This is a genomic window from Marinicauda algicola (assembly GCF_017161425.1).
Classification (GTDB): Bacteria; Pseudomonadota; Alphaproteobacteria; order Caulobacterales; family Maricaulaceae; genus Marinicauda; species Marinicauda algicola.
The window spans coordinates 1,157,193-1,182,533 of sequence record NZ_CP071057.1; the positions used below are offsets into that span (position 1 = coordinate 1,157,193).

General features: G+C 68.4%; 22 protein-coding genes. 11 read left to right on the forward strand and 11 right to left on the reverse strand.

Annotation, left to right across the window (positions count from 1 at the left end; all coding sequences use genetic code 11):
• The first annotated feature begins 78 nt into the window (after window positions 1-78).
• Complete coding sequence (locus tag JW792_RS05740) at window positions 79-399, forward strand: antibiotic biosynthesis monooxygenase family protein (protein ID WP_135996560.1); 321 nt, start codon at window positions 79-81, stop codon at window positions 397-399.
• Window positions 399-944 carry a DUF421 domain-containing protein gene (locus JW792_RS05745; RefSeq protein WP_135996558.1) on the forward strand — a complete coding sequence of 182 codons (546 nt, stop codon included), beginning with the start codon at window positions 399-401 and terminating at the stop codon, window positions 942-944. Before JW792_RS05740 ends, JW792_RS05745 begins: the two co-directional genes overlap by 1 nt.
• On the opposite strand, the gene JW792_RS05750 is transcribed toward JW792_RS05745, so the two are convergent.
• Entirely contained in the window at window positions 941-1,837 is an 897-nt protein-coding gene (locus JW792_RS05750) for a hypothetical protein (protein ID WP_135996557.1), read from the reverse strand. The genes JW792_RS05745 and JW792_RS05750 overlap by 4 nt on opposite strands.
• A 90-nt stretch (window positions 1,838-1,927) precedes the next feature.
• Between JW792_RS05750 and JW792_RS05755 the strand changes: the two genes are divergently transcribed.
• Window positions 1,928-2,590 carry a Fe2+-dependent dioxygenase gene (locus tag JW792_RS05755; protein ID WP_135996555.1) on the forward strand — a complete coding sequence of 221 codons (663 nt, stop codon included), beginning with the start codon at window positions 1,928-1,930 and terminating at the stop codon, window positions 2,588-2,590.
• On the opposite strand, the gene JW792_RS05760 is transcribed toward JW792_RS05755, so the two are convergent.
• The 6 genes from JW792_RS05760 to JW792_RS05785 all read right to left on the reverse strand — a co-directional run bounded on the left by JW792_RS05760 (window position 2,587) and on the right by JW792_RS05785 (window position 8,515).
• The gene (locus JW792_RS05760) at window positions 2,587-3,057 is read right to left on the reverse strand and encodes a DUF2147 domain-containing protein (RefSeq protein ID WP_135996553.1); all 471 of its coding nucleotides are present in this window, start codon (window positions 3,055-3,057) and stop codon (window positions 2,587-2,589) included. The genes JW792_RS05755 and JW792_RS05760 overlap by 4 nt on opposite strands.
• 67 nt (window positions 3,058-3,124) lie before the next feature.
• Window positions 3,125-3,781 carry a sensor histidine kinase gene (locus JW792_RS05765; protein ID WP_135996551.1) on the reverse strand — a complete coding sequence of 219 codons (657 nt, stop codon included), beginning with the start codon at window positions 3,779-3,781 and terminating at the stop codon, window positions 3,125-3,127.
• A 66-nt stretch (window positions 3,782-3,847) separates the two neighbouring features.
• A complete protein-coding gene (locus JW792_RS05770; protein WP_135996549.1) occupies window positions 3,848-5,704 on the reverse strand; it encodes an SLC13 family permease in 1,857 nt (618 codons plus the stop codon).
• Window positions 5,705-5,783: 79 nt separating this feature from the next.
• Window positions 5,784-6,701, reverse strand: coding sequence for a cysteine synthase A (gene cysK, locus JW792_RS05775; protein WP_135996547.1), 918 nt, complete (start codon window positions 6,699-6,701; stop codon window positions 5,784-5,786).
• A gap of 70 nt (window positions 6,702-6,771) precedes the next feature.
• Window positions 6,772-7,125 carry a response regulator gene (locus JW792_RS05780; protein WP_158291630.1) on the reverse strand — a complete coding sequence of 118 codons (354 nt, stop codon included), beginning with the start codon at window positions 7,123-7,125 and terminating at the stop codon, window positions 6,772-6,774.
• Between the two features lie 13 nt (window positions 7,126-7,138).
• Complete coding sequence (locus JW792_RS05785; RefSeq protein WP_158291629.1) at window positions 7,139-8,515, reverse strand: sensor histidine kinase; 1,377 nt, start codon at window positions 8,513-8,515, stop codon at window positions 7,139-7,141.
• A gap of 363 nt (window positions 8,516-8,878) precedes the next feature.
• On the opposite strand from JW792_RS05785, the gene JW792_RS05790 reads away from it, so the two are divergent.
• Genes JW792_RS05790 through JW792_RS05805 form a run of 4 tightly spaced genes read left to right on the forward strand, consistent with a single transcriptional unit; the run spans window position 8,879 to window position 12,857 of the window.
• Window positions 8,879-10,120 carry a NupC/NupG family nucleoside CNT transporter gene (locus JW792_RS05790; RefSeq protein WP_192900986.1) on the forward strand — a complete coding sequence of 414 codons (1,242 nt, stop codon included), beginning with the start codon at window positions 8,879-8,881 and terminating at the stop codon, window positions 10,118-10,120.
• A gap of 13 nt (window positions 10,121-10,133) precedes the next feature.
• Window positions 10,134-11,075, forward strand: a complete 942-nt coding sequence (locus JW792_RS05795) for a nucleoside hydrolase (protein ID WP_192900985.1) — start codon at window positions 10,134-10,136, stop codon at window positions 11,073-11,075.
• Window positions 11,072-11,926 carry a ribokinase gene (locus JW792_RS05800; protein ID WP_135996540.1) on the forward strand — a complete coding sequence of 285 codons (855 nt, stop codon included), beginning with the start codon at window positions 11,072-11,074 and terminating at the stop codon, window positions 11,924-11,926. Before JW792_RS05795 ends, JW792_RS05800 begins: the two co-directional genes overlap by 4 nt.
• 19 nt (window positions 11,927-11,945) lie before the next feature.
• The gene (locus JW792_RS05805) at window positions 11,946-12,857 is read left to right on the forward strand and encodes an isopenicillin N synthase family dioxygenase (RefSeq protein ID WP_135996538.1); all 912 of its coding nucleotides are present in this window, start codon (window positions 11,946-11,948) and stop codon (window positions 12,855-12,857) included.
• A 39-nt stretch (window positions 12,858-12,896) separates the two neighbouring features.
• Here the strand turns inward: JW792_RS05805 and JW792_RS05810 are convergent, their stop codons facing one another.
• Genes JW792_RS05810 through JW792_RS05820 form a run of 3 tightly spaced genes read right to left on the reverse strand, consistent with a single transcriptional unit; the run spans window position 12,897 to window position 18,407 of the window.
• Window positions 12,897-14,369 carry an SLC13 family permease gene (locus tag JW792_RS05810; RefSeq protein ID WP_135996536.1) on the reverse strand — a complete coding sequence of 491 codons (1,473 nt, stop codon included), beginning with the start codon at window positions 14,367-14,369 and terminating at the stop codon, window positions 12,897-12,899.
• A gap of 17 nt (window positions 14,370-14,386) precedes the next feature.
• Window positions 14,387-15,277, reverse strand: coding sequence for an alpha/beta fold hydrolase (locus JW792_RS05815; RefSeq protein WP_135996534.1), 891 nt, complete (start codon window positions 15,275-15,277; stop codon window positions 14,387-14,389).
• Between the two features lie 22 nt (window positions 15,278-15,299).
• A complete protein-coding gene (locus JW792_RS05820; RefSeq protein ID WP_135996532.1) occupies window positions 15,300-18,407 on the reverse strand; it encodes a TonB-dependent receptor domain-containing protein in 3,108 nt (1,035 codons plus the stop codon).
• Window positions 18,408-18,541: 134 nt separating this feature from the next.
• Between JW792_RS05820 and JW792_RS05825 the strand changes: the two genes are divergently transcribed.
• From JW792_RS05825 to JW792_RS05840, 4 genes are all read left to right on the forward strand, one after another.
• On the forward strand, window positions 18,542-19,891 hold the full coding sequence (locus JW792_RS05825; protein WP_135996530.1) for a TetR/AcrR family transcriptional regulator: 1,350 nt from the start codon (window positions 18,542-18,544) through the stop codon (window positions 19,889-19,891).
• Window positions 19,888-21,303: a lyase family protein gene (locus JW792_RS05830; RefSeq protein WP_135996528.1), complete on the forward strand. Its 1,416-nt coding sequence runs from the start codon at window positions 19,888-19,890 to the stop codon at window positions 21,301-21,303. Before JW792_RS05825 ends, JW792_RS05830 begins: the two co-directional genes overlap by 4 nt.
• Complete coding sequence (locus JW792_RS05835) at window positions 21,300-22,421, forward strand: M14 family zinc carboxypeptidase (RefSeq protein WP_135996526.1); 1,122 nt, start codon at window positions 21,300-21,302, stop codon at window positions 22,419-22,421. Before JW792_RS05830 ends, JW792_RS05835 begins: the two co-directional genes overlap by 4 nt.
• A gap of 252 nt (window positions 22,422-22,673) precedes the next feature.
• On the forward strand, window positions 22,674-23,576 hold the full coding sequence (locus tag JW792_RS05840) for a glycoside hydrolase family 16 protein (protein ID WP_135996524.1): 903 nt from the start codon (window positions 22,674-22,676) through the stop codon (window positions 23,574-23,576).
• Between the two features lie 108 nt (window positions 23,577-23,684).
• On the opposite strand, the gene JW792_RS05845 is transcribed toward JW792_RS05840, so the two are convergent.
• Window positions 23,685-25,283: a sodium/sugar symporter gene (locus tag JW792_RS05845; protein WP_135997624.1), complete on the reverse strand. Its 1,599-nt coding sequence runs from the start codon at window positions 25,281-25,283 to the stop codon at window positions 23,685-23,687.
• Between the last annotated feature and the right edge of the window lie 58 nt (window positions 25,284-25,341).

Consider the following 25,341-nt stretch of genomic DNA (forward strand, 5'->3'; position numbering starts at 1 on the left):
CTCCCTTTCTGGATGCGTTCGCCTTGAAAAACCCCGCGATGGTACGCGAGGTTCCGGCAAGCCGAGGGAGGTGCGAAGATGACGATCGCCGTGCTCTACCGCTGGCGCGCGAGGCCCGGCATGGAGGACCAGTTCCGCCGCGGCTGGGTATCGGGTACCCGCGCGATCGAGCGCCAGTGCGGCTCGTTCGGCGCGGCCCTGCACCAGGCGCAGGACGGCACGTTCTGGTCCTATGCGCGCTGGCCCGACGAGGCGACGCGCCGGGCCTGCTTCCAGGACGGATCGGTCTTTTCCGATCCCGGCTTCGGGCAGATGAGCGAGGCCACGGCGGAGACCTTCGAGGAGATCCCGCTGGAGATCACCGACGATCTGCTGGTCCTGACCAGAAGGAGGCGCTGATGGAGGATTTCCTGTTCGACGGCTGGACGGGAATCGCGAAGATCCTCATCGCCGCACCGGTCATCTACATCCTGGTGGTGGCGCTGACCCGCGTCTCGGGCAAGCGTTCGGCCTCGCAGATGAACAATTTCGACTGGATCGTCACCGTGGCGATCGGCTCTCTGGTGGCCTCGGCGGTCCTGTCCCAGGGTGTGGCGATCGCCGAGGCGGCCCTCGCCATCACGGCCCTGTTCGCCCTGCAATACGGCTTCACCCTGGGCGCGCGCCGTTGGGGCAAGGTCGAGCGCCTGCTCAAGGCCCGCCCGAAGATCCTGCTGGCGCACGGCGAGTTCGACGAAGCGGCCATGGATGCGGAACGCGTCACGCGCAGCGAAATCCTCGCCGCGATCCGGGAATCGGGCAATCGCCGTCTCGACGAAGTCGAATACGTGATCCTCGAAAGCGATGCCCGCTTCTCGGTCATCGCCCGGGGCGAGCGTGCGCTCGACGAGGCCGTCCTGGCCACGATCCGCCGGCCCGAGGGCGCACCCCGCGCCCCGGACTAGAGGCCCGACACCGTCTGCTGGACCGGTTCGTTCGCGGCGAGGACGTCGGCAACCGGCAGCGCCAGGTCGTCCGGGCTCACCGGGCCGGGATAGGCCGTGGCGAGCACGCCGAGCGCGTCGCGCGCCGCGTCGGCGAACCCGGCGTGATCGGCGGCGATGGCCTCCAGGTGACGCTCCGCCCAGCGCTGCGCGGTCTCGGCAAAGCCGTAGCCGTCGAGGAAGGCGCCTTCGGGGGCGTCCTCGGCCGCGGCGAACTCGTATTGCAGCGCGGCGCGCTCGACGAGGTCGGCGAGCACGCGGGCGCGCACGGCCGACATGTCCTCGGCCTGCGGCGCGGCGGCCTCGGCCCGGTCGATGGCCTCCAGCACGGCATCGACCCTCGCCTCGATCTCCTCGTCGCTGGCCCCCTGATAGGGCGCGACGCTCGCCTGCGTGAGCGCGTCCATGAAGGAATCCACCCCGCGCTCGACGATGACCGGTTCGAGATCGACATAGATCTCCGAGATCGGGTGGGAGAACATCTCCGCCCCTGCCGAACGCTCGCCCGCCTCCAGGGCGTCGAGCCCGGCGATGTAATGGGCGCGCATCACCTCGAGCGCGGTGAGATAGATCACCGGATCGTTGGCGGCGGCGACGGGATCGATGCCCATCTCCCCGCCCGACGGCGCACCGCCCTCGCCTTCGCCCTCGCCGGCCATGCGGTAATCGACCGCTTGCGGACCTTCCTGCTCCACCTCTCCGGTGGTTTCCGGCAGCACGTCGGGCTGACCTTCGTCGACCGCTTCGGGCTGGGAGCCGCCGGTATCGACGGTCTGCTCCCCGCATCCGGCAGCGCCGAGCATGGCAATGGCGCTGACACCGGCTAGGAATCGGGGCGTCTTGCGGATACCCATGGCGGTCGAGCCTCCTCTTGGCTTGCTTCGCGCTCCTAACTAGGACAGCGTCACGTCTGTGACAATAACAATCATTCGCACGATACAGCCATGACCGCCCTGCTCCAGAACGTCCTCACCGCCGAAGAGATCGCCCGCATCGGCGAACTCGTGACGGGAGAGGACCGCTTCGAGGACGGCAAGGCGACGGCCGGCTGGGCGGCGAAGCGGGTCAAGGCGAACGAGCAGGCAAAGTCCGGCCCGCGCCTCGACGCGGTGCGGCGCCTGGTGCGCGCGGCGCTCGAACGCCATGAGCTGTTCGCCAGCTATGCCGTGCCGAAAGCCGTGTTCCGCATCCTCGTCTCGCGCTACCGGCCGGGCATGGAATACGGGCTGCATGTCGACGACGCGATCATGAGCGGGCACCGCGCCGACCTGTCCTTCACGCTCTTCCTGTCCGACCCGTCCTCCTACGAGGGCGGCGAGCTGGTGATCGAGGCGGCCGAGGGCGAGACGGCGATCAAGCTGGAGCCGGGACAGGCCGTTGTCTATCCCACCGGCGCGCTGCACCGCGTCGCGCCGGTCGCGTCCGGGGAACGCCTGGCGATCGTCGGCTGGGTGCAGAGCCTGGTGCGCCGCGCCGACCGGCGCGAGGTCGTCTTCGATCTCGACCAGACGATCCGCGCCCTGCATCAGGCCAAGGCGCCGCAGGCCGCGATCGACCGGCTGCTGAAGACCAAGGCCAATCTGATGCGCCAGTGGGCCGAGGTCTAGGAGTCCTCGCCGAGCCGGGGATCGTCCGCCGGCACCCGCTCCCAGGTCTGCTCCTTGCAGAACACCATGAGGGCGCAGCCTTCCAGCTCGAGCTCGTCCGGGCCGGTCTTGCGGATCTCGCCGGAATAGGTGCGCCCGTCATCGGGATTGTAGACCTCCCCGCCCTCGAAGACATTCTCCTGCGTGCGGGTGAATTCCCACAGGATGTCGAGCCCGACGAGCGGGCGGCCGCGCAGCTCGGGATCGGGATTTTCCACGTCGCGCTGCGGCTCGTCCTGCGAGAGCCAGGCGATTTCCCCGCACAGATCGCCCGGACGGTCCCGGCATTCGAAGAGACGCACGATGGAGGTGTCCTCCGGCGTTTCCCAGAAGCCGTGGACCGAAGAGCCGGTTTCCCCGGAACCGGCAAGGCCGGCGGCCGAAGCGCCCAGGACGAGGCCGGCGGAGGCAAGGAGAATGCGCAGCATGGCGGTATTCCTGTCTGCGGGAAGATGTCCCTCCCGAACGGAGCTGCGCCCTAGCCGGTTCCCCGGTTCAGAAGGCAGGCAGACGCACGCGTACACAGGTGCCCGCACTGACCTGCGGATAATCGGTCTCGCCCCCGAGGGCGGCCGCCATGGCGGAGATCAGTGCCGATCCCTTCCCGGTCCGCGATGCGGGATCGCGGCCCCGGCCATTGTCGCGCACGGTCAGCACGAGGCGTGCGTCCTCGCGCGTGAGGCTCGCCTCCACCCGGCCCGTCTGCGGCTCGGGAAAGGCGTGCTTGACCGCATTCATCACGGCCTCGGTGACGATGATGCCCAGCCGCGCCGCCGGCCGGGGCGGCAGCAGAATGTCCTCGTCGGCGCGTGCGGCGAAGCGGCACCGCCCCTCGAGCGCGAGACCCAGCGTGCGCTCCAGCGAAGCCATGTAGTCGCGCATGGAGACGGCCTCCATGCCGGCAAGATCGAGCAGGCGGTGCAGCTCGGAGAACGCAGTGACATTGGCGGCGCACCGGCGGCAACGCTCCGGCTCCGCGCTCCCGCTCTCCTGAAGGCGCACCAGGGCCGCCACCTGCTGGAACTCGTTCTTCACCCGGTGGGACAGCTCCTGATAGCGCCGCTCGGCGCGTTCGGCCGCTTCCAGGGCCGCGTCTCGCTCCTCGCGCAGGCGGTGCGCCTCGCTCCGCAGGCGGTCCTCGGCGACGCTCATCTCGAAATCTCCCGGCAGCCCCAGGCCAAACGCCGACGGTAACCATACCACAATTACGGGTTTGACCTAGAACGGCCAGAAGACCGGGATCAGCGCCACGGCGATCGCCCACATCAGGACATTCAACGGCAGGCCGACCTTCGTGAAGTCGGCGAAGTGGTAATTGCCCGCACCGTAGACGAGCGTGTTGGTCTGGTAGCCGAGCGGGGTGGCGAAGCTGGCGCTGGCGGCGAACATGACGGCCACCACGAAGGGGCGCGGATCGACGCCGAGCTGGTGTGCGAGCCCGATCGCGATGGGCGTCAGCAGGATCGCGGCGGCATTGTTGGTCACCGTCTCGGTCAGCGCCGAGGTGACGAGATATAGAATCGCGAGCATCGCCCAGGGTCCGAAACCTGCCACCAGCGCGGCCATGTTGTGGACGATGAATTCGGCCGCCCCGCTCGCCTGCATCGCCCGCCCGATCCCCAGCATGCCGAAGATCAGGAACAGGATGCGCCAGTCGACCGAGCGATAGGCCTCGCCCGGGCGCACGCAGCCCAGCGCCAGGACCGCCACGGCCGCGACGAGCGCGGCCATCGCTATCGGCAACAGTCCGATCGTGGCCACGGCGATGAACCCGGCGACGGCGGCGATCGCGATCGGAGCCTTCTCGCGGCGCTCGCGCTGCAGCACCGGCTGGGACAGGGAGACGATATCGCCGCGGTCGAACAGCGTGCGCATGCCGTCCGCCGGGCCTTCCAGCAACAGCGTGTCGCCGACCTGCAGACGCAGGTTCTCGAACTCCTCCCCGATCTCCTCGTCCGGCCGGCGCACGCCGAGAATGCGCACATCGTAGAGCCGGCGCAGATTGAGCGACCCGACGCGGCGGTCCTCGAAACGCGAGCCCGGCCCGATCACGCCCTGGCGGATGACCGCCTCTTCCTCGACCACGGTCTCGATCCCGGCCTTGGCGAGCCGGTCGGTGATGTTCTCCTCGCCGTCGCCGGAGGCGACCGCCGCCTCCAGCTCCTCCTCGGCCTCCTCGGCGATCTCCGGGCGGGCGGCGCGCCGGAAATGAACCGCGTCGGCGGGCGGGGCGCGCAGGATGATGCGGTCGCCCGCCTCCAGTTCGGCTGTCCGGCGCTCGGACCTCGTCAGGCTCTGCCCGCCGCGGATCAGATCGACGATCTCGACATCGTCCTGCCCGGCAATGCCGGAAAGCGGTTCGCCGATCAGGTCGGAGGTGCGCGTGACGACGAGTTCGGTCAGGAAGGAAAGCTCGGGCTCTTCCTCGATCTCCTCGCTGGCGCTGCGCCGTTCGGGCAGCAGGCGCCGCCCGATCAGCATCATGTAGGCGATGCCGGCGAGCCCCATGATCACGCCGGGCACGAACAGCTCGAACATGTTGAAGGCCGCCAGCCCCTCCTCGATCGCGACGCCGTTGACGAGCAGGTTGGTCGAGGTGCCGATGATCGTCGTCGCGCCGCCGAAGATCGAGGCATAGGAGAGCGGGATCAGGAAGCGCGACGGGGCCTCGCCCTGATCGCTCGCCATCGAGATCACCACCGGGATCAGCATCAGCACGACCGGCGTGTTGTTGACGAAGGCGGAGAGCACCATCACCCCGACCATCAGGCCGAGCATGTTCACCCAGCTCGAGTCCACGGCCATCCGTCGCGCGAAGCCCGCGATCTGCCCGATCACGCCGGTGCGCTGCAGGGCCGCGGTGAGGATGAACATCGCCCCCACCGTGATCGGCCCGGAATTGGAGAACACCCTCAGCATGTCCTCGCTGTCCAGCACGCCGGCCACGACGCAGGCCATCGCCCCGGCGAGCGCGATCACGTCCGGCGATGCCCACTGGCGGTAAAACGCCAGGAACACCACCGCCACGACGGCGAGCACGAATGCGGCTTCCAGGGTGAGAGCGGTCGTGTCCATCGCGGCCCGCGGAGCGGCCTCGCCTGCTGCTGCGCAGACGAACGTCCCGCCAGCGCGAGGGGTTTCGCCGGCCCCGCGCTCAGGCGGGCAGGAAGCCCTCGATGGAGAGGTAGCGCTCGCCGGTGTCGTAGTTGAAGCCGAGCACCCGCGCGCCCCGGGGCAGATCGGGCAATTTCCTCGCGATCGCGGCGAGCGTCGCACCGGAGGAGACGCCGACCAGCATGCCCTCCTCGCGGGCGGCGCGGCGGGCATGATCCATCGCCTCGGCCGGCTCGACCTGGAGGACGCCATCGATCGCGTCCATCTCCAGTATGCCCGGCACGAAGCCCGCGCCGATCCCCTGGATCGGGTGCGGACCCGGCTTGCCGCCCGACAGGACGGGGGAGAGCGTCGGTTCCACGGCGAAGACCTTCAGCTCGGGCCAGGACTGCTTCAGCGCCTGCGCGCAGCCGGTGATGTGCCCGCCCGTGCCGACGCCGGTGATCATTGCGTCGAGCCCTTCGGGGAAGTCCTCGAGGATTTCCTTCGCGGTGGTCTCGCGGTGGATCTTCACATTGGCCGGGTTCTCGAACTGCTGCGGCATCCAGGCGCCGGGCGTTTCGGCGAGGAGTTCCTTCGCGCGCGCGATGGCCCCCGACATGCCCTTCTCGCGCGGCGTCAGGTCGAAGCGCGCGCCATAGGCGAGCATGAGCCGGCGGCGCTCGATCGACATGCTCTCCGGCATGACGAGCAGGAGATCGTAGCCCTTCACCGCCGCGACCATGGCCAGCCCGATCCCGGTATTTCCCGAGGTCGGCTCGATGATGGTTCCGCCCGGCTTCAATGCGCCGGACGCCTCCGCCGCCTCGACCATGGCGAGCGCGATCCGGTCCTTGATCGAGCCGCCCGGATTGACCCGTTCCTGCTTGATCCAGACCTCGTGATCGTCGCCGAACAGGCGCCGCATTCGCACGTGGGGCGTACGCCCGATGGTGTCGAGGATCGAGTTCGCGCGCATGGAAGCCTCCGTGTTGCGTGGCGCCGAGCGTAGGACGGTCCGTCGCCTGCGGTAAGCCCCGCGCTGCGCCTCAACGCTCGCGGGCAGCGGACCTGAGCGCGCGATCGAGGCGCTCGAAGGCGACAGGCTTGGCGTGGATGCCGAGATGGGCGAGGTCGTCTGGCAGGACCTCGCGCGAATGTCCCGACAGAAAGACCACCGGCACGGCCTGTCCGACCAGCGCACGCGCGACCTCGAAGGAATCCCCGTCGCCGAGTTCGATGTCGAGCAGCGCGGCGTCCACCGGCGTGTGCGAGAGGATCGCGAGCGCGTCGGCGGCATTGCCGGCCGGCCCGGCCACGTCCCAGCCCCGCGAGCGCATCTCCGCCTCGATGTCCCAGGCAATCAGCGGTTCGTCCTCGCAGATCAGCAGGCGGTTCCCCAAGCCCGGTCCTCCCCTAGAGGGGCAGCAGGATCTCCGCCTGCAACCCTCGGGGATCGTAAATGATTTCGGATTTCCCGCCTAGCGAATGTTCGAGCGTCGCGCTGATCAGCCGGGTTCCGAAGCCCTGCCGGCGCGGCGGCTCGACGCGCGGCCCCTTCTCTTCGCGCCAGGTCAGGCGCAGCGCACGGCGCTCGTCGTGCGCCCCGGTTTCCCAGGACAGCCGGATGACACCGGTATCGTTGGACAGCGCGCCGTATTTCGAGGCGTTGGTGACGAGTTCGTGCAGCACCAGGGCAAGGCCGTGCGCGACCGGGGCCGGCAGCTGGACGGATGGCCCCGCGATGTCCAGCCGGCTCGTTTCCACTGGCGCGTGGGGGCCGAGCTGGGCTTCGATGAGGCCGTGCAGGTCGGCGCGCCCCTCCCCGGCATTGAAGATGATGTCGTGCGCCGCGGCCATGGCCTGCAGCCGTCCGGTGAAGGCGGCGCTGAAGCTCTCGAGGTCCTCGGCATGGCGCAGCGTGTGATTGGCCATGGCCTGGATGGTCGCCAGAGAGTTCTTCACCCGGTGATTGAGTTCCCGGACCAGGAGCGCGCGCTGGGTCTCGTGCTCCTTCTGGGCGGTGATGTCCTTGAACACCAGCGCGAAACAACCGTGCGGTTCGACCGGGGTGGCGAACACGTCGAAGAACCGGCCCATGGCCTGCGAGCCCTGCTGGAAGCGTATCGTCTCGCCGCCGAGCCCCACGCGGGCATAGTCGTCCAGCCATTTGCGCTCGAGATCGGGGAGCAGTTCGAACGCCGTGCGCCCCTTGGCGTTCTTAAGCCCGGTCATCTGCTCGAACAGCGGATTGACCTCCAGGAAGCGGTAATCGACCGGCGCTCCGCCCTCGTCGGTGACGATCTCGCAGAGGCAGTAGCCCTGGTCGATGGAGTCGAAGATCGTGCGCAGGCGCGCCTCGCTCGCCGCGAGCCGGCGCTCGCCGGCCTTGCGCTCGGTGATGTCGACCCCGGAGGCGACGAGTTCCACGATCCGCCCCTCGCCGTCGCGGCGCGCGACGAGCTGGTAGTCGACATTCATCATCTGGTCGCCGCTGACCCGCACGAGCGCATCGCGGCGCACCGTGCCGCCCGACGCCGCGCGCTTCACGTCGGCGCGCACGCGGCGCTGGACATCCTCGTCGAACGCCCACCAGAAGCATTCCCAGAACGGCTTGCCGATCACGTCGGCGCGCGTCAGGCCGGCGATGTCGAGCGCCGGCTGGTTGACCGCCGTCATCTCCCCGGTCGGGGCGAGCGTTGCGACGAAGGCGAGGATGTGGTCGAGCGTGCCGGCCAGAGCGTCGCTGTCCGGGTCCGCAGCCGGGGACGGGGCATCCAGCTCCTGTGTCATCGCTCGCCGCGTCTCCTCCTTGTCTTGCCAAGGAAACCTAACGCGGACCCGGCGATATCCCAAGCCTTGCCGGTCGCGCGAAAGCGGCCGGTCACCCGGCCGCCCTGGCGTTCCGGCGCGGCCCTCAGGCCGCTTCGGCCGCGGGCAGGATCGGTCCGCCCTCGGCGAGCCAGCGGGCGCAAGCCGGGGAAATGGCCCGGCTGCATCCGGCATGCAGCGCGCAAGCGGTTGGCGCCGCGGCCCGAAACCCGCTAGTGGTCGTCCTTTGCGCGGACATCCGTCCCCGCCCGAGCAACAAGACACGCATCCGCCCCGCCGGATGCGGCCCCCGGCGGCGATCGGGGCGAAGCCAGAGAGGACGCGATGCCCGACAGCATCCCCATCCCGCAGAGTGTGAGCAGCCTGTTCGGGGTCGCGCTCGTGCTCCTCATCGCGTTCCTGCTGTCCACCAACAAGCGCGCGATCAGCCTGCGCGTCGTGGCGAGCGCCTTCGCCCTGCAGCTCGCCTTCGCCGTCATCGTGCTCTACCTGCCGCCCGGCCGGGCCGCGCTGGCAACGGCGGCGCGCGGGGTGAACCAGCTGCTCGAATACGCCGGGGCGGGCATCGCCATGGTGTTCGGCCCGCTCGAAGGGGTGGGCTTCAGCTTCGCCCTGCACGTGCTGCCGGTGATCATCTTCTTCGCCGCGCTGATGAGCGTGCTCTACCACGTCGGAATCATGCCGCGGCTCGTGGCCGGCTTCGGCTGGCTGCTGAACCGGCTGCTCGGCACCGGCCGGGTGGAGAGCCTGAATGCGGCGGCGAACATCTTCGTCGGCCAGACCGAGGCGCCCCTGACGGTGAAGCCCTACCTGCCCAAGGTCACCCAGCCGCAGCTCTTCGCGATCATGACCTCGGGCCTGGCCTCGGTCGCCGGCTCGGTGCTCGCCGGCTACGCCCAGCTCGGCATCTCGGTGGAATACCTGCTCGCGGCGAGCTTCATGTCCGCGCCGGGCGGGCTCCTGATGGCCAAGATCATCATGCCCGACGAGAAGGGCGCGCCGGCAGAGCCCCAGGACCTCATCAAGATCAAGCCCGACGACGGCCGCCATGCCAATGTCATCATGGCCGCAGCCATGGGCGCCAAGGACGGTCTGTGGCTGGCGCTCAACGTGGGCGCCATGCTGATCGCCTTCGTCTCGCTGATCGCGCTTCTGAACGGCCTGCTCGGCTGGGCGGGCGGGTTCGCGGGGCTGGATGGCCTGACGATCCAGACCATTCTGGGCTACCTGTTCTCGCCGCTCATGTACGCCCTCGGCATCCCGGTCGAGGAGGTGGTGCGCGCCGGGGGAATCCTCGGCGAGAAGGTCATCGTCAACGAGTTCGTGGCGTTCATCTCGCTGTCCGGGACGATGGAGGAGTTCTCCCCGCGTACCCAGGCGATCCTGACCTTCGCGCTGTGCGGCTTCGCCAACCTGTCCTCGATCGGCATCCTGCTCGGCGGGCTCGGCAGCCTGATCCCCGAGCGCATGAGCCAGATCGCGCGCTTCGGCCTGCTCGCCGTCGCCGCGGGCACGCTGTCGAACCTGATGAGCGCGGCGCTCGCCGGGCTTCTCTTCATTCCCTAGAGACCTGCCCCCGATGGACAAGCACCGCGTCATCTTCGATTGCGATCCGGGCGTCGACGACGCCATCTCGCTGCTGACCGCGATGGCATCCCCGGAGGCGATCGAGATCCTCGCCATCACCACGGTCGGGGGCAATGTTCCGCTGGAGACGGTGACGCGCAATGCCTGCGCCCTGCGCAGCTTCGCCGGACGCCGGGACGTGCGCGTCTTCGCGGGCTGTCCGCGTCCGCTCGTGAAGCCGCCCGTGTTCGCCGATCACGTCCACGGCGAGGCCGGGCTCGGGGCCGGCACGCTCGCGCCCTGCGATCTGCCGGCGGAGACCCGGCACGGCGTCGACGTCATCATCGAGACGCTGCGCGGCGCGCCGGACGCCTCGGTCACGCTGGTGCCGACCGGGCCCCTCACCAATATCGCGGTGGCGCTGGTGAAGGAGCCGAACATCGCCAGGGCCGTACGCGAGATCGTGCTGATGGGCGGGGCGCACCGCGAGGGCGGCAACATCACCGCCTCGGCCGAATTCAACATGAGCGTCGATCCCCACGCCGCCCACGTGGTCTTCGAATCGGGCTGCCCGATCGTCGCGGTCGGCCTCGACGCGACCTATCAGATGCGCATGACGCCGGCCCGGATGGAGCGCCTCGCGGCGATGGGAAGCGCGGCGGGACACTTCGTCCACGCCATGCTCGAGCACGTCAACGCAATCTATGCCGATCTCTACGGTGCGCAGGGCTGCGCGCTGCACGACCCGTGCACCGTCGGCTACCTGCTCGCGCCCCGGCTCTTCGAGACACTCCCCTGCCGGATCGACGTGGAGACCGCCTCGCCGCTCACCGCCGGCCATACCGCGGTCGATTTCCATGCGCGCACGGGCCGGCCGGAGAATGCGCGCTGGGTGACCCGGCTCGATGCCGACGCCCTGTTCGCGCTCATCCTGGAAAGGCTCGCCCGGCTATGAGCGCGCCTAAGATCACCGTCGTCGGCTCGATCAATCTCGATATCGTCGCACACGCCGACCGGCTGCCCTTGCCCGGCGAGACGGTGATGGGCGGCGCGCTCGCCCTCTATCCCGGCGGCAAGGGCGCGAACCAGGCCCTCGCCGCGCGCCGGCTCGGCGCCGAGGTGTCGATGATGGCCCGCGTCGGGCGCGACGCCCATGCCGGCCAGGCGCTCGCGCTCCTGCGCGCCGGCGGCGTCGATCTCTCCGGCGTCATCGAGGACGATCGCCACCCCACGGGCGTCGCGCTCATCGTCGTGAGTTCGGACGGGGAGAACCAGATCGTCGTCACGCCCGGCGCCAATGGCGCGCTCGCGCCGGAGGATGTCGATGCGATACCGGGCGCGGCGATCTGCCAGCTCGAGGTGCCGTTGGAGACCGTCGAGGCCGCCGCGCGGGCGTGCGAGGGCTTCCTCGCGCTGAACCTCGCCCCGGCAAGACCGGTGCCGGACACGCTGCTGACGCGCGCCGATCTCATCGTGGCCAACGAGAGCGAAGCTGCCTTCTACGGCCTCGACCGCCTGCTCGCGCCGGGCAAGCGCCTCGCCGTGACGCTCGGCGCGAGGGGCGCGGTGCTCTACTCCAGCGGGGTGGAACGCGCGCGCGCAACGCCGCCTGCGGTCACGCCCGTCGACACGACCGGGGCCGGCGACACGTTCGTGGCCGCCCTCACCCTCGCCCTGCTCGAAGGGCGCGCAGAGGCGGACGCCCTCGCCTTCGCGTGCGCCGCCGGCGCGGCGGCCACCCTGCACCACGGCGCGCAATCCTCCCTGCCTCGGCGCGAGGCGGTCGAGGACCTGATGCGCCGCTGAACCCGGAACGGAGTCCGCGATGTCCTCGATCCCCCGTTTCGATCTCCGCGAGTTCACCGGCGGCGGCGATGCCGCCCGGCGCGAGTTCGCCAGCGGGCTCGTGGCGGGGCTGAAGCGCTACGGCTTCATCGTCGTGTCAGGCCACGGTGTCCCGCAGGCGCTGATGGAGGACGCCTACCGCGCTTCGGCCGCATTCTTCGCCCTTCCCGAGGCGGAGAAGCGCCGCCATGCCGGCGCGCTGCGCGGCTACACCCCGTTCGGGATCGAGCACGCCAGGCAGTCCGACAAGCCCGACCTGAAGGAATTCTGGCAGATCGGCCACGAACCGGCCCCCGGCCTCACCGTGGAGCACCCCAATACCTGGCCCGAGCACCCGGCGGAGTTCCGCGCCACCTTCACAGCCCTGTTCGACGCCCTTTTCGACGCCGGAGGCTCGCTGCTGTCCGCGATCGCGCTCGATTTCGGCCTCGAGGAGGAGTTCTTCGACGCGCGCATCGCCGGCGGCCAGTCGCTGCTGCGCCTGCTGCACTATCCCCCCGTGCCCGAGGGTACCGATCCGGGCTGCGTGCGCGCCGCGGCGCACGAGGACATCAACCTCATCACCCTGCTGATCGCCGCGAACGGGGCCGGGCTCGAACTGCTCGACCGCGACGGGCGGTGGCTTCCGGTCGAGGCCGGGCGCGAGGACATCATCGTGGATACCGGCGACATGATGGCGCGGATCACCGGCGGCGTCCTGCCGGCGACCACGCACCGCGTGGTCAACCCGGCCGGGCCCAATGTCAGCCGCTACTCCATGCCCTTCTTCGTCCAGCCGCGCTCGGAGGTGCTGCTCGAACCCCTGCCCGGCTGCCGGTCCGACGCCGAGCCGATCACCGCCGGCGAGTACCTGAACCAGCGCCTGAAGGAGATCGGCCTGCCCGCGGCCTGAGCCGGGCGGGGTGAAGGCGAGGCGCGGCGGCGAAGGAAACTACCAGGCGCTCCCGAACACGGCCGGCGCGATCACCAGGGCGACGAGGCTCAACACCGCGACGGCGACCACGTTCAACGCCAACCCTGCTCGCGCCATTGTTGGAATCGGTACCAGCCCGGAGCTGAACACCACCGCATTGGGCGGCGTGGCGACGGGCAGCATGAAGGCGCAGCTCGCGGCGAGCGTCACGGGAATGACGTAGATCAGCGGATCGGCTCCGGTCTCCACGCCGATCGCGGCGATTACCGGCAGGAAGGTCGCGGTGGTGGCCAGGTTGCTCGTCAGCTCGGTCAGGAAGATGACGAGGGTCGTGGCGGCCACGATGAGCAGAATCGTGTTCACCGAGCCGAGCCCTGCGAGTTGCTGGCCCAGCCACAAGGCGAGGCCCGAGCTGGTGATCGCGGAGGCGAGCGCCAGCCCGCCGCCGAACAGGATGAGCACGCCCCAGGGCAGCCGGCCCATCGCGTCCCAGGTCATAAGCGCCTCGCCCTTTCGTCCGGACGGGATGAGAAAGGCCGCCACCGCCGCGGTCATCGCCACGCCGGTGTCGCTCACCTCGCCCAGGAAGGGCAGGTCGTCGAGCCAGTCGCGGGTGAGCCAGCCGACCACGAGGAAGACGAACAGCAGACCGGTGCGCATCTCGGCCTTGCTCATGGCGCCCAGGCTCTTGCGCATCGTCCGGATGTGACGAAGCGCTTCCTCCGAGGCTCGGAAATCGATGGGAAACAGCACGCGCGTCAGAAGGAACCACGCCAGGGGCAGCAGGACGAGCGATACGGGGAGCCCCACAAGCATCCAGCGTGCGAAATCGATCTCCACCCCGTAATTGTCGGCCATGAAGCCTGCCATGAAGGCGTTGGGCGGCGTACCCACCAGGGTCGCCAGCCCGCCGAGCGTGGCGCCGTAGGCCAGCCCCAGCAACAGCGACACGCCGAAATTGTCTCGCTGCTTCAGGGAGAGGCCCGGCATCGTCTCGCCGATCACCGTCACGACGGACACCGCGATGGGCAGCAGCATGAGCGCCGTCGACGTATTCGAGATCCACATGCTCACGAAGGCCGCCGCCGCCATGAAGCCCGCGACGAGCGCGCGCGCATCGGCCCCGACGAGGGCGAAGACCCCGAGCGCGATGCGCCTGTGAAGCCCGCAACGCTCTATCGCCAGGGCGATCACGAACCCTCCGAAGAAGAGATAGATGATCGGATGAGCGTAGGGCGCGGCGATCTCGCCCACTGTCGTCACCCCGAGAATGGGCAGAGCGACCAGCGGCAGGAAGGCCGTCACCGCTACCGGGATCGCCTCGGTCGCCCACCAGATGGCCATGAGCAGGCCCACTGCGGCGACCAGAGCCGCCTCGCGCGGCAACCCTTCCGGCGAGAAGCCGGCGAGCACCGCAAGGGCAGCGGCAGGGCCAAGATACAATCCGACGCGCTGGTAGAGCGCCGGGCGGTCGTCGGTTTTCGTCGTCATGCGATCCGTCTGTCGATTCAGGGTTGAGCCGGCGGTCGGACGGCGAGAGCGTTGATGTGCGCGGCGGCCGCCTCGGCCATACCGGCATTGTCGTGTGCGACCCCGGCAACCGTTACGAGTCGCCAGGCCAGTGGCGCGTCCATGGCGGCGGCCCGGGTCCGGGCGGCATCGAGGAAGTTCAACCCGCGTGCATAGCGGTTCGGCCCCTGGGCGTCGGCCTCGGCAGTGCGTCTCAGGTGACGATGCTCCGGGTCGTCATCCTCCTCGCCGAGCAGGATCACCAGTGGAGCGGCCAACCAGGCGCGCTCCGCCTCCTCCGTCACCGGAGCGCCGCCCAGCCCGTATGGCCAGGGCGTCCCAGGATCGGGAAAGGTGTACCAGCCCGCGTTCGCGGCGTAGGCCGTGCGCAGGCGCGGCAGGTCCTCGAGCAACACGGCGCGGTGGACGGCTTGCGCGCCGGCGGAATGGCCGAACAGATGATAACCCTCGGGCGCGCCGCCGCGCGCAGCGATCGCGTCGAAAAGCGGCTCGAGCGCAGTGAACGCGTAAGGGCCCTCCGTGCCCGCTCCGCCAAGATTGTACATGGCCGCGCCGGGAAACGCCTCGGCGGAAAACGCCGGTGCGTAGATGCGAAGGCCGAGGGCGCCGGCCGGCCCGGCCCAGTTGTCGCGATACGCATCCGCGTTCCGGTCCACGCCGTGTAGTACGATGACCACAGGCGCATCCGGGAACCGCGCCGGGTCGGGCTCGGCGTAGAAGACTTCGAGGGTCGGCCCGTCCCAGCCGGAAAACGCGAACCGGCCCGTGGCCGGCGGCTTGGCCAGGGAAGAAGCGGGCAGGAACGCGGCAGCGCAGAGGGAAATCGTCAGGAAGCGGAGCATGTCGGAAAGAGCGGAGGCGCCGCGCACGCGGCGCCTCCCTCTATTTTCCTCAGAAGTGCTTGCGCACGTCGAAATAGACCTGGCGGCCACGGATGCTGTGATAGGCCGCATCATAGCCGTTGGTCTCGTCGGCGAGGGGCGGATCCTCGTCGAAGATGTTGTTCGCACCGACCCGGACCTGGACGCCGTCGAGCGCCCCGGGCCTGTCGAACTCGTACTGGACGTAGGCGTTGGTCTGCGTCCACGCATCCACGATGAACGGATCCCCGTTCGGATCGAGTCCCGCGCCGGTGTCGATGAACTCGCTGGTATAGTCCGCACGCACACCCGCACCGAAGCCGCTGTCGTGACGCCAGGTGAGCGTGGCGCCCACCCGCCACTCCGGCTGGCCGTCCTGACGGATGATCTCACCTTCCTGGGAAACCTCGATCTCGTTGGAGATCAGCCCGCTCTCCACGGCGTCGCGGATCTGCTCGGCGCCGGGCGACAGCGAGATAAAGTAGGTGTCCAGATAGGAGGCGTTCACCTTCAGGTCGAAGTCGCCGACCGGCGTGTCGTCGAACGCGTAGTAGAGCGCGTAGTCCCAGCCTTCGACGTCGATGTCCTCGTTGTTGTCGTAGGTGTCGCGGATGAACAGGATGTCGCCGGCCGGCGTGAGCCCGGCCGCGTTGAAGAAGGCGATCTCGTCCACGTTGGGCGTGTCGCGCACCACGTTCGGGTTGGACGAGCCCTGCAGGCGCAGGAGGTAATCCAGGCTGATATGGTTCTCCGCTCCGAACACGCCGACCACGTCGCGGCGCTGGATTTCCCAGCGGTCGACCGTGACGGTGAGATTGTTCAGGAAGCTGAAACCGCCCTCGAACCCGCTCGGCTCGAAGACGAAGCCGTAGGTGATGTTGATGTCATCCTCCGGCCCGATGTCGTCGGCGACCGAACGGCGCTCGGTGCGGCCCTCGGTGTAGCCGACGCAGTCGGCGAAGGTCGCAAACGTGCCGTTGCGCACGCCGGCCTCGCAGAAATAGCTGTCCTCGCGCGCATTGGACCGGTCGACGCCTTCATTGATCACGATGAGGTTCGGCGCCCGGAAGCCTTCCGAATAGGCGCCGCGGAACTTCAGTCCGTCGAACGGAACCCAGGCGGCGGCTATCCGCGGCTTGATCCCGCTGCCGCCGAAGTCGGAGTAGTGCTCGTAACGGGCCGCGATCTGCACATCGAACGTCTCGACCAGCGGCACGTTCATGTCGGGGCCGACCAGGGGTATGGAAGCCTCGGCGAAGGCGGCGAACACCTCCCGAGAGCCGCTGGAGTCCGGGGTCGGGCTGGTGCCGTAGACGTCGGTCTCGCTCACTTCACCCGTCACCGCGTCGGTGAAGGTGATGGTGCCGTCCAGGCGGGAATCGCGGTCCTCGTCATAGGCCTCGTAGCGCGCCTCGGCACCGCCCGCCAGGCCGATGAAACCGCCGGGGAGGCTGAACACCTCGCCATTGCTGACCTTGAAGTCGGCGAGCGCCAGCTCGGCGGTGCTCTTGCGCACCACGTCGACCAGGAACGGCTCCATCAGGCTGCGGTCGTTCGCGGTGGCGTCGCCAACCGAGGGATTGTCCGGATCTCCGCCGTTGAAAAGATTGTAGACGTTCGGCGTCTCGTTGAAGAGTGCCTGCTGGAACAGGGTGCGGGAGATCGAGTTGTTCTCCGTGTCCTCGGCATGGGAGCGGTTGTAGAGCACCGCGCTGTCCCAGTCCCAGCCGCTCTCGCCGAACGTGCCGCGGGCGCCGCCCAGCGCACGCCACTGGGTGTTGACGATCTCGATGTCGCGGAAACCCACGTCGACGAAGCGGTAGCGCCCGGCGTCGGTGAACACCGGCAGCCCGCTCGCGGGAACGTTGGTGAGGCCGGGCAGGCGGTTCGGGTTCGGCGTGCCGTCGGAGAAGGTCACCGGGCCGAACGGGTTCCAGTAGTAGTTCGCCGGAACCGAGATTCCGGTCGCCCCGATCCCGTTGCGCGGCTCGTTGGTCCCCCGGGTCTCCGCGTAATACAGCCCGAACTCGCCATACAAGCGCACGCCGTTGTCGAGGTCGTGATTGAGGAAGGCGAAGCCGTTGAAACGATCGCGATCGGAGATGATGGAGCGCTCATAGGCACCGTCGAAGCGCAGGTCACGATCCTGGCTGCCGTCGTCGATGCAGAGATTTGCGACCGAGAGCGCGCCGGCGGTGTCGGCCCGGCAGCCCGGAAAGGTCGCCGGCTGGAAGTGGAACACGCCCGAGGGTGTCGTGAGGGTCACCCCGTTCTGCCGCACGCGCGTGGAGGAGGTCGTGTTCAGCGTCCACTGGCCCCAGGGGGTCTGGGTGGCGCGGTTGTCGAAGGATACGTCGCCTTCGAAGCTCGTCCCGACCAGGAACGGCCTCAGATCCTCGCTCGCCGAGCGCTCGAGTTCCGAGGCGAACAGCCCGTCCCGGCGCGAATACTCGGCCGAGAAGGACAGGTTCGTCCGGCCGCCGTTGAAGGAATCGCCGGCCCGCACCGTCAGGGTCTGTTCGTCCAGTCCGTTGCCGGTGGCGTAGAGATGGCGGCCAAGGATTTCGAATCCCGAGAAATCGTCGTCGAGAATGGTGTTGAACACCCCAGCGACCGCGTCCGAGCCGTAGATGGCCGAGGCGCCGTCGTTGAACACCTCGACCCGGGAGATGCCCGCGACGGGAAGTGCGTTCACGTTCGTCGTCGTGACCGGCGTGGACAGTTCGGCCTGGGTCGAGGGGTGGTTGACCACCCGGCGGCCGTTCAGAAGCACCAGCGTACCGCTGGACCCGATCGATCGCAGGTTGATCGAGGCGATGTCGCCGCGCGCGTTGTTGTTGGTGGTGTTGTTGTCGCCACGGAAGGCGACGCCGCCCTGGGAGGGCAGCGCGCGTATCAGATCCTCACCGTCCACCCCGCCGATCGAGGCGAGATCGTCCTGGTTGATGATCGTCACGGGCAGCGACTCGTTGATCCGGGCGCCCTGGATGTTCGTACCCGTAACGACGATGACGTCGCGTGTTTCTTCCTGCACAGCGGAAGCCTGCGTGGTCTCGGCCACCTCTTGCGCCAGCGCTGTCTGACCCAGCGCAAGCACGCTGAGCGCCACTCCCGATTTCAAAAAGCTGCGAACCGACATCTCGGCCTCCCCCGAATTTATTGGTTTTGTGACGGAAGCAATGCACCCAGACACTGTCAACAAAAAACATACACGCGGTTCAAATTTTTGACTTCAGCGGTTGCCAATTTGCGTCAATCCTGCTCGCATGGGGTGTGGCCGAACCAGTCCGCGCGAACGAGGGCGTAACCCAAATGTCGGTTCTAAAACCGCAATTTCCCGATCACGGCTCGCCATTCTCCCGTGAACAGGCACGGCGAAGAAAGCTCGACGCCATCCTTTCTGCCGCGGCGAAGCGCTTCAACGAACAAGGCTTCGCCGACACCCGCCTCGAGGATGTCGCGGCGGACCTGGGACTGACGAAGACCAGCATCTCCTATTATTTCGCGAGCAAGGAGGACCTCGCCGAGGCGGTGTTCCGGGAGGCATCCAGCTTCCTGCGCGACGCGGTCGCAGCGGCCCTCGATGCCCCCGGAGACGCCGGCGCACGAATCCTCGCCTTGTTTCGTGCCTATGCGTCACAGCTTGACTCGGTGGCGCGCCGGGTTCGCGGACCTGTCGCCGCCCTGCGCGACCTGGATGCCCTGCCGGATGCGATCTGCGAGCAGATTGCAGGGGAGATATCCGGCTGCCTGGCCCAGATCACGCGGCTCGTGGCGGCCTGGAACGAGGAGAACGGGGCGCCGCTGGGTCGAGCCGAACCGGCGAGTTTCCTGATACTGGCCCTACTTGACTGGCTCGGCGAGCGCGGCAATCAACATCGCAGGGGCAGCGATATTCTCGCAGACTTGGATGTCCTCACCGACATCGTCGCAGGCGGCCTTCTCGCCAAACCGTTCGGATACCCGGCGCCTGTGCCGCTGAACCTCGGGTCGAACGAGACGCTGGCGATCTTCGACCGGGCGGCTCGCAACAGGATGAAGCGCGAAGCCTTTCTCAAGGCGGGATCCCGTCTGTTCAACCAGAAAGGCTTCGGCGGAACCTCCCTTGCCGAAGTCGCCTCCGTTCTCGGCGTCTCGCGCGGCGCGTTCTACTATCACATTGAGGACAAGGAGCAGTTCCTGGACCAGTGCCTCGAGCGTTCGCTGAACATCATCGAGCAGGCGCTCTCGGCCGTGGACGAGTCAGACCTTCCGCCTGCGGAGCAACTGCGCAGCGTCCTCGCCGAGCTGGTCTATCTCCAGGCAGCCGGAATCGAACCGCTTCTGCGTCCCGGCATGGCATCGGTGCTTCCCGCGCCGCGCCGCCGACGTCACCTCACCCGCCTGCGCACGATCGCCCGACGGTTCGGCGATCTTCTTGCCGAGGGCGCCGAGACAGGCGAGCTGCGCCCGGTCGATCTCGGTCTCGCCGAGGACGTTCTCGCCAGCATCGTCTTCCTGAACGGGGGCTACACGCTCGCCGCAGCAGGAAGCGCGTCCAGCTGGAGCCTGTTCGAGGATGCCCGCAGCGCGACGACCGATTATCTGCACCTGCTGTTTCACGGCATCGGGAAGCGGCAATGAGATCGGCCCTCGCCGCCCTGCTCGCGATCGTCGGGTTCTGCGGGCTCGCGCCGGCCGAGGCGCAGCCGGCACCTGAACCGATCTCCGGTCAGGAGATCGCGCAGGTCTTCTCTCAGGAAAGCCTCAATGGCCACGTGCTTCGCATCGAGGCGGCACTGGCGCGATCCCAGGCGGCGGAAGGCGTCATTCCCCGGGATGCGGCCGATGCGATCACGCGCGCAGCGGTTCCGGCGAGCGTGCCGCCGGACGAACTCGCCGCGGAATACGAGATCGTGCGTCACCGGATGGTTGCCCTGCTCAACGTGCTGAGCCGCGCCATGGACGAGGAGGACGCGGCCTGGCTTCACTACGGGGCGACCACCGTCGACATCTACGACACGGCGCTGATGCTGCAATTGCGCGACGCCGTGCTGTATCTGATCGAGGATCTTCGCACGCTGGAACTGCAGCTCGTCGCGCTGGCGGAGCTCCATCGGGCGACTCCCATGATCGGTCGCACGCTCGGCCAGCACGCTCTTCCGATCACGTTCGGAAAGAAGCTCAGCGTCTGGATTGGCGAGAACCGGCGCCATATCGACCGGCTCGACGATCTTCTGGAACGGATCGAACGTTCCGCGATCCTCAAGGGCGCGGTGGGCAGCTATCTCGGCCTCGGGCCGGAGGCCATCGCGGTGGAGCGGCGCTTCGCCGGTGAACTGGGACTGGCCGCACCGTATGAGGACGACTGGCACGCCGCCCGTGACGTGATCGCCGAATACGCGCTCGTCTGCGGACTCATCGCGCGATCCTGGGGCCGGTTCGGACAGGAAGTGTTTCTCCTGCAGTCCACCGATATCGGCGAGATCGCCGAGCGCCGCCCGGCCTCGGCGGTCGATTCGAGCGCGATGCCCCACAAGTCGAACCCGTTCCTTTCGGAGGCGCTGATCCATGGCGGCCGGGTCATCCCCCGTCAGGCCGAGACGGTCGCAGACGATGTGGTCAACTTCTTCGAGCGCGACAACACCTCGCGGCCGAACGCGCTGATCGAGACACTCTCGATCGAGACCGAGGCCCAGCTACGCAACGCCAGCCAGCTCATCGACCGGCTCGAAATCTATCCCGAGCGCATGCGGGCGAATCTCGATCGCACGAACGGATGGATCCTTGCCCAGCGGGTCGTCTTCGCGCTCGCCGGGCACATGGGCCGCCCCGAGGCCGAGCATCGCATGCGGGATCTGGCCGATGATGCGCGCCTGAGCGGCGCGAGCCTTGCCGACTCCCTCGCGGCGGATCCGCAGATATCGGCCCTGCTGTCACAGGATGAGCGCGCGCAGCTCCTCGACCCGACGACGTATATCGGGCTGGCGGCCGAGCAGACCGACGCGGTGATCGCCGCGGCGCTGGCCGCGCGTGCCCGGGATCGACTTCCGTGAGACCCGGCGCCATCGCCTTGCTTCTGCTGGCAGGGTGCGCCCTGCCGCCCGCGCCGGCGAGTTGCCTGGACGGCGACGTCCGGCTCACGGCGGACATGCCCGGGGCGCCCGCCTCGCCCTGCACGCGGATATCCGGATCCGAGTTCCGTCTCGATATCCTGCCCGAGGCCGAGCCCATCAATCCGAGCCCTTGGTACGCCTTCGCGATCGACAGCGGAATCCATACCCGCACCCTGGTGACGCTGGACTACGCCGCGGCCGGCCATCGCTACGCGCCCTGGGTGAGCCGGGATGGCGCACGCTGGACGAGGCTAGAGCCCGCATCCGTCTCGATCGAGGAAGACGGGAGCGCAGCGCGCCTGGACCTCGTCCTCGCCCCCGGCCGCCTCATGGTCGCCGCGCAGCCTCCCTATGGCGGTGACGCGTATCATGCGCTCGAGATGCGCTGGGCGGGCGACTGGCGCACGATCGGGTCGAGCACGCAGGCGCGCCCGGTGCGCGCGCTCATCGCGCCGCCGGCCGACCCCGAGGCGGGATGGATTCTCATGCTCGGCCGTCAGCATCCGCCGGAAATTCCCGGCGCCTGGGCGTTCGAAGCCTTCGCCGACGAGATGCTTCGCCGATATGGCGCGGGCGAACTGCGCGCCGGGCTCATCCTCGTTCCGCTGCTGAATCCTGACGGTGTCGCTCATGGCCACTGGCGGCTGACCGGGGCGGGTGTCGACCTGAACCGGGACTGGGCGGCACGCGCCCAGCCGGAAGTCGCAGCGGTATTCGACCTGCTCAATGCGACGGGTATCGAGCCGGGCGATCTGGAGCTGGTGGTCGATTTCCACGCCACGCGCTCCGACCGGCTCTACCTGCCCCAGCCCGAAGAGCTGCCGGCCGGACCGAACGCGGCCCTGGAGGCGTGGCTGGGCGCGATGGCCTCCGCGGGGCTGTTCGAGCGGATCGAGCCCGTGCGCACCGATCCCGCTCTGCGGGTCAGTGCGAAGGCCGTCTTCACGGACCTTTGGCAGGCGCCGGCCCTGACCTGGGAGGCCGGCGACGAGACACCCGAGGACGAGGTGCGAGAAAGTGCGCGCAGGGCCGCCGCGCTGTGGACCGGATCGGAGTAGTTCCGTGTCGGCGCCCGCTCCTCGAACGGCCGCTGACGACGGGCACGCGCGCTCAGGGTAGCATGCCGGCTCCCGAGGGCGGCACGGCACGCGCCGGAGAGATCGGCCCAGGAGCTTCTGGGCGGATAGCGTTCAGGGTCCCGTTCGAAGTCGACGGGTCAGCACGCAGGGTGATAAGACGAGGACGAAGCCCGGGGCTTGTGCTCGGGACCGGTTCCTGGCCGCTGAACCGGAATCTTCCAGGAGGGCAGCATGGCGCGACTTCACGGGATAGGCCTTCTGTTTCTGGCCGCATTGCTATCCGCCATCGTCTCTTGCGATGCGGCGGCCCGGAGCGGGGATGAGCGTGGCACGCCGGATGACGGGATAGTTTTCGCCGACGAGTTCGACGACGGCCAACTCGACCGGGAGATATGGAACGTCGTGGGACCGTCCTTCTGGGTGAATAACGAGCAGCAGGCCTATATCGACTCCCCCGACACCATAAGGATTCTGCCTCCGGGCGAGGTCGAGGGCAGTGAGGGCGGCGTGCTGGAACTGCGATCTCGCTATCGGCCGGACTTCCAGACCCCCGACGGCCGCTCGGTGGATTTCGTATCCGGACGGATCAATACGCGCGGGACGTTCGATTTCACCTACGGCCGCGCGGCGGCACGAATCCGGATGCCCGCGGCCGAAGGCATCTGGCCGGCCTTCTGGCTGCTCGGCAACGGCACCTGGCCGGATACCGGGGAGATCGACATCATGGAGTATGTCGGCGAATCCGACTGGACCGGCGTCGCCGTCCATGGTCCGGGCTATTCGGGCGAGACGCCCCTGGTGAACAAGTATTTCTTCGCCGAAGGCAGCGATGCCACCGACTGGCACGTCTATGGCGTCGAATGGGATCGCGACACGATCACCTTCACGATCGACGACCGCACGATCTATCGCGTGACGCGCCCGATGGTCGAATTCTATGGGGAGTGGCGCTTCGACACCCCGAAATTCCTCATCCTCAATCTCGCCATCGGCGGTGTCTATCCGTTCAAGACGAACGGTGTCGAACAGCCCTATTACGGCCTGCCGGCAGCGACCGCCGAGCGCATCCGCAACGGGGAGATCGCGGTTCAGATCGACTGGGTCCGCGTCACCCGCGGGGACGAGCCCGGCTGAGACGGGCCGCAGCTCACCCCGGGGCACACTCCCCGCGCTGTCGCGCCAGATCGCCGGTTGCGCCGAAGATGACGATGTCGAAGGGCTGGACGGGGACGAGTTCGGCCATCACCAGAACACTCCGTAGATGAGGGCGAGGATGGCGATGATCGCGATGCCGGCGACGTTGAAGCCGCCGGTGGTGGCGAAGCGGATGCCGGAGAGGTCGACGGGCCGGTCCTCGCGCGGGGCCGGAGTGATCAGCGAGACGATCACGCCCAGGGCCAGGCACGCCAGGAAGACGATCCAGATCCGGATCACGAAGGGCAGCTCCAGGCTGCCGTTTCCGGCCATCAGCCAGAACACGAAGGACAGCCCGACCGATCCGGCCAGGACGCCGAACGCGCCCGGCGTGTTCATGCGCTTCCAGAAGAAGCCGAGCAGGAAGACCGCCACCACGCCGGGCGCGATGAAGCCGGTATATTCCTGGATCGTCTGGAAGGCGCTCTCGAACCCGCCGAGGAAGGGCTGGGCGAGCAGCAGGGCGATGAGGATCGCGGCAAAGGCCGTGATCCGCCCCACGAGCACGTAGTGGCCCCGCTGCCCGTTCGGGCGCAGGGCCCGGTAGATGTCCATGGTGAAGATGGTCGAGATCGAGTTCATCATCGAGGCCAGCGAGGAGACGATGGCCGCGATGAGCGCGGCGAAGACCAGGCCGCGCAGCCCGCCGGGCACCAGCGTCATCAGCACGCCGTAGGTGGAATCCGGCCGCGCCGCGAGCAGGGCCGGGTCGAGCCGGCCTTCCTGCGCGAGATACAGCGCCGCGATGCCGGGCACGACCACGATGAGCGGGATCAGCAGCTTGAGGAAGGCCGCGAAGGCGAGGCCCTTGCGCGCCTCGTCGAGCGACTTCGCGCCGAGCGCGCGCTGGATGATGTACTGGTTGAAGCCCCAGTAGGAGAAATGCAGCACCCACAGCCCGCCCAGCAGCGTCCAGATGCCCGGCAGGTCGCCGTAGCTGGCATGGTCGCGCGGCAGGATCATCTCGAAATGGCCGGGCAGCTCGGACAGGAGGATGGCGAAGCCGGCCACCGGCCCGCCCCCGTCCGCGACCAGGGAGAGCGCCACCCAGGTGATCACCGCCCCGCCCACGATCAGGATCACGACCTGGATGATGTCGGTCAGCGCCACCGCCTTCAGCCCGCCATAGAGCGAGTAGATCACGGCAAAGGCCGCGAGCGCCGCCATGGCCGGCCACACCGCGAGCCCGGTCAGCCCGTTGATCGCCAGCGCCCCGAGCCAGAGCACCGCGGTCAGGTTCACCGCGGTGTAGAGCACGATCCAGAACACCGCCATCACCGACTTGACCCCCGACCCGAACCGCTGGTCGAGGAATTGCGGCATGGTGTAGATCTCGCGCTTCAGGAAGATCGGCAGGAAGAATTTCGCCACGACCAGCAGCACGATGGCGGCCTGCCACTCGTAGGCCGCGATCGCCAGGCCCACGACATAGCCCTGACCGGACTGGCCGATGATCTGCTCGGCCGAGATGTTCGCCGCGATCAGCGAGGCCCCCACCGCCCACCAGGGCAGGGCCCGGCCGGCCAGGAAATAGTCCTGGCTGTCCTTCACGTGGCCCGCCTTCTCACGGCTCACGAAAAGCGCAAGCGCAACAAGGATCACCGCATACGCCGCAACGATCGCAAGATCGAGAAATTCCAATGCCATGATACTTGACCCTCCCCAGGATCGGTTTGCCGCGGCCGCGCCGCGGACCGTTTCTTTG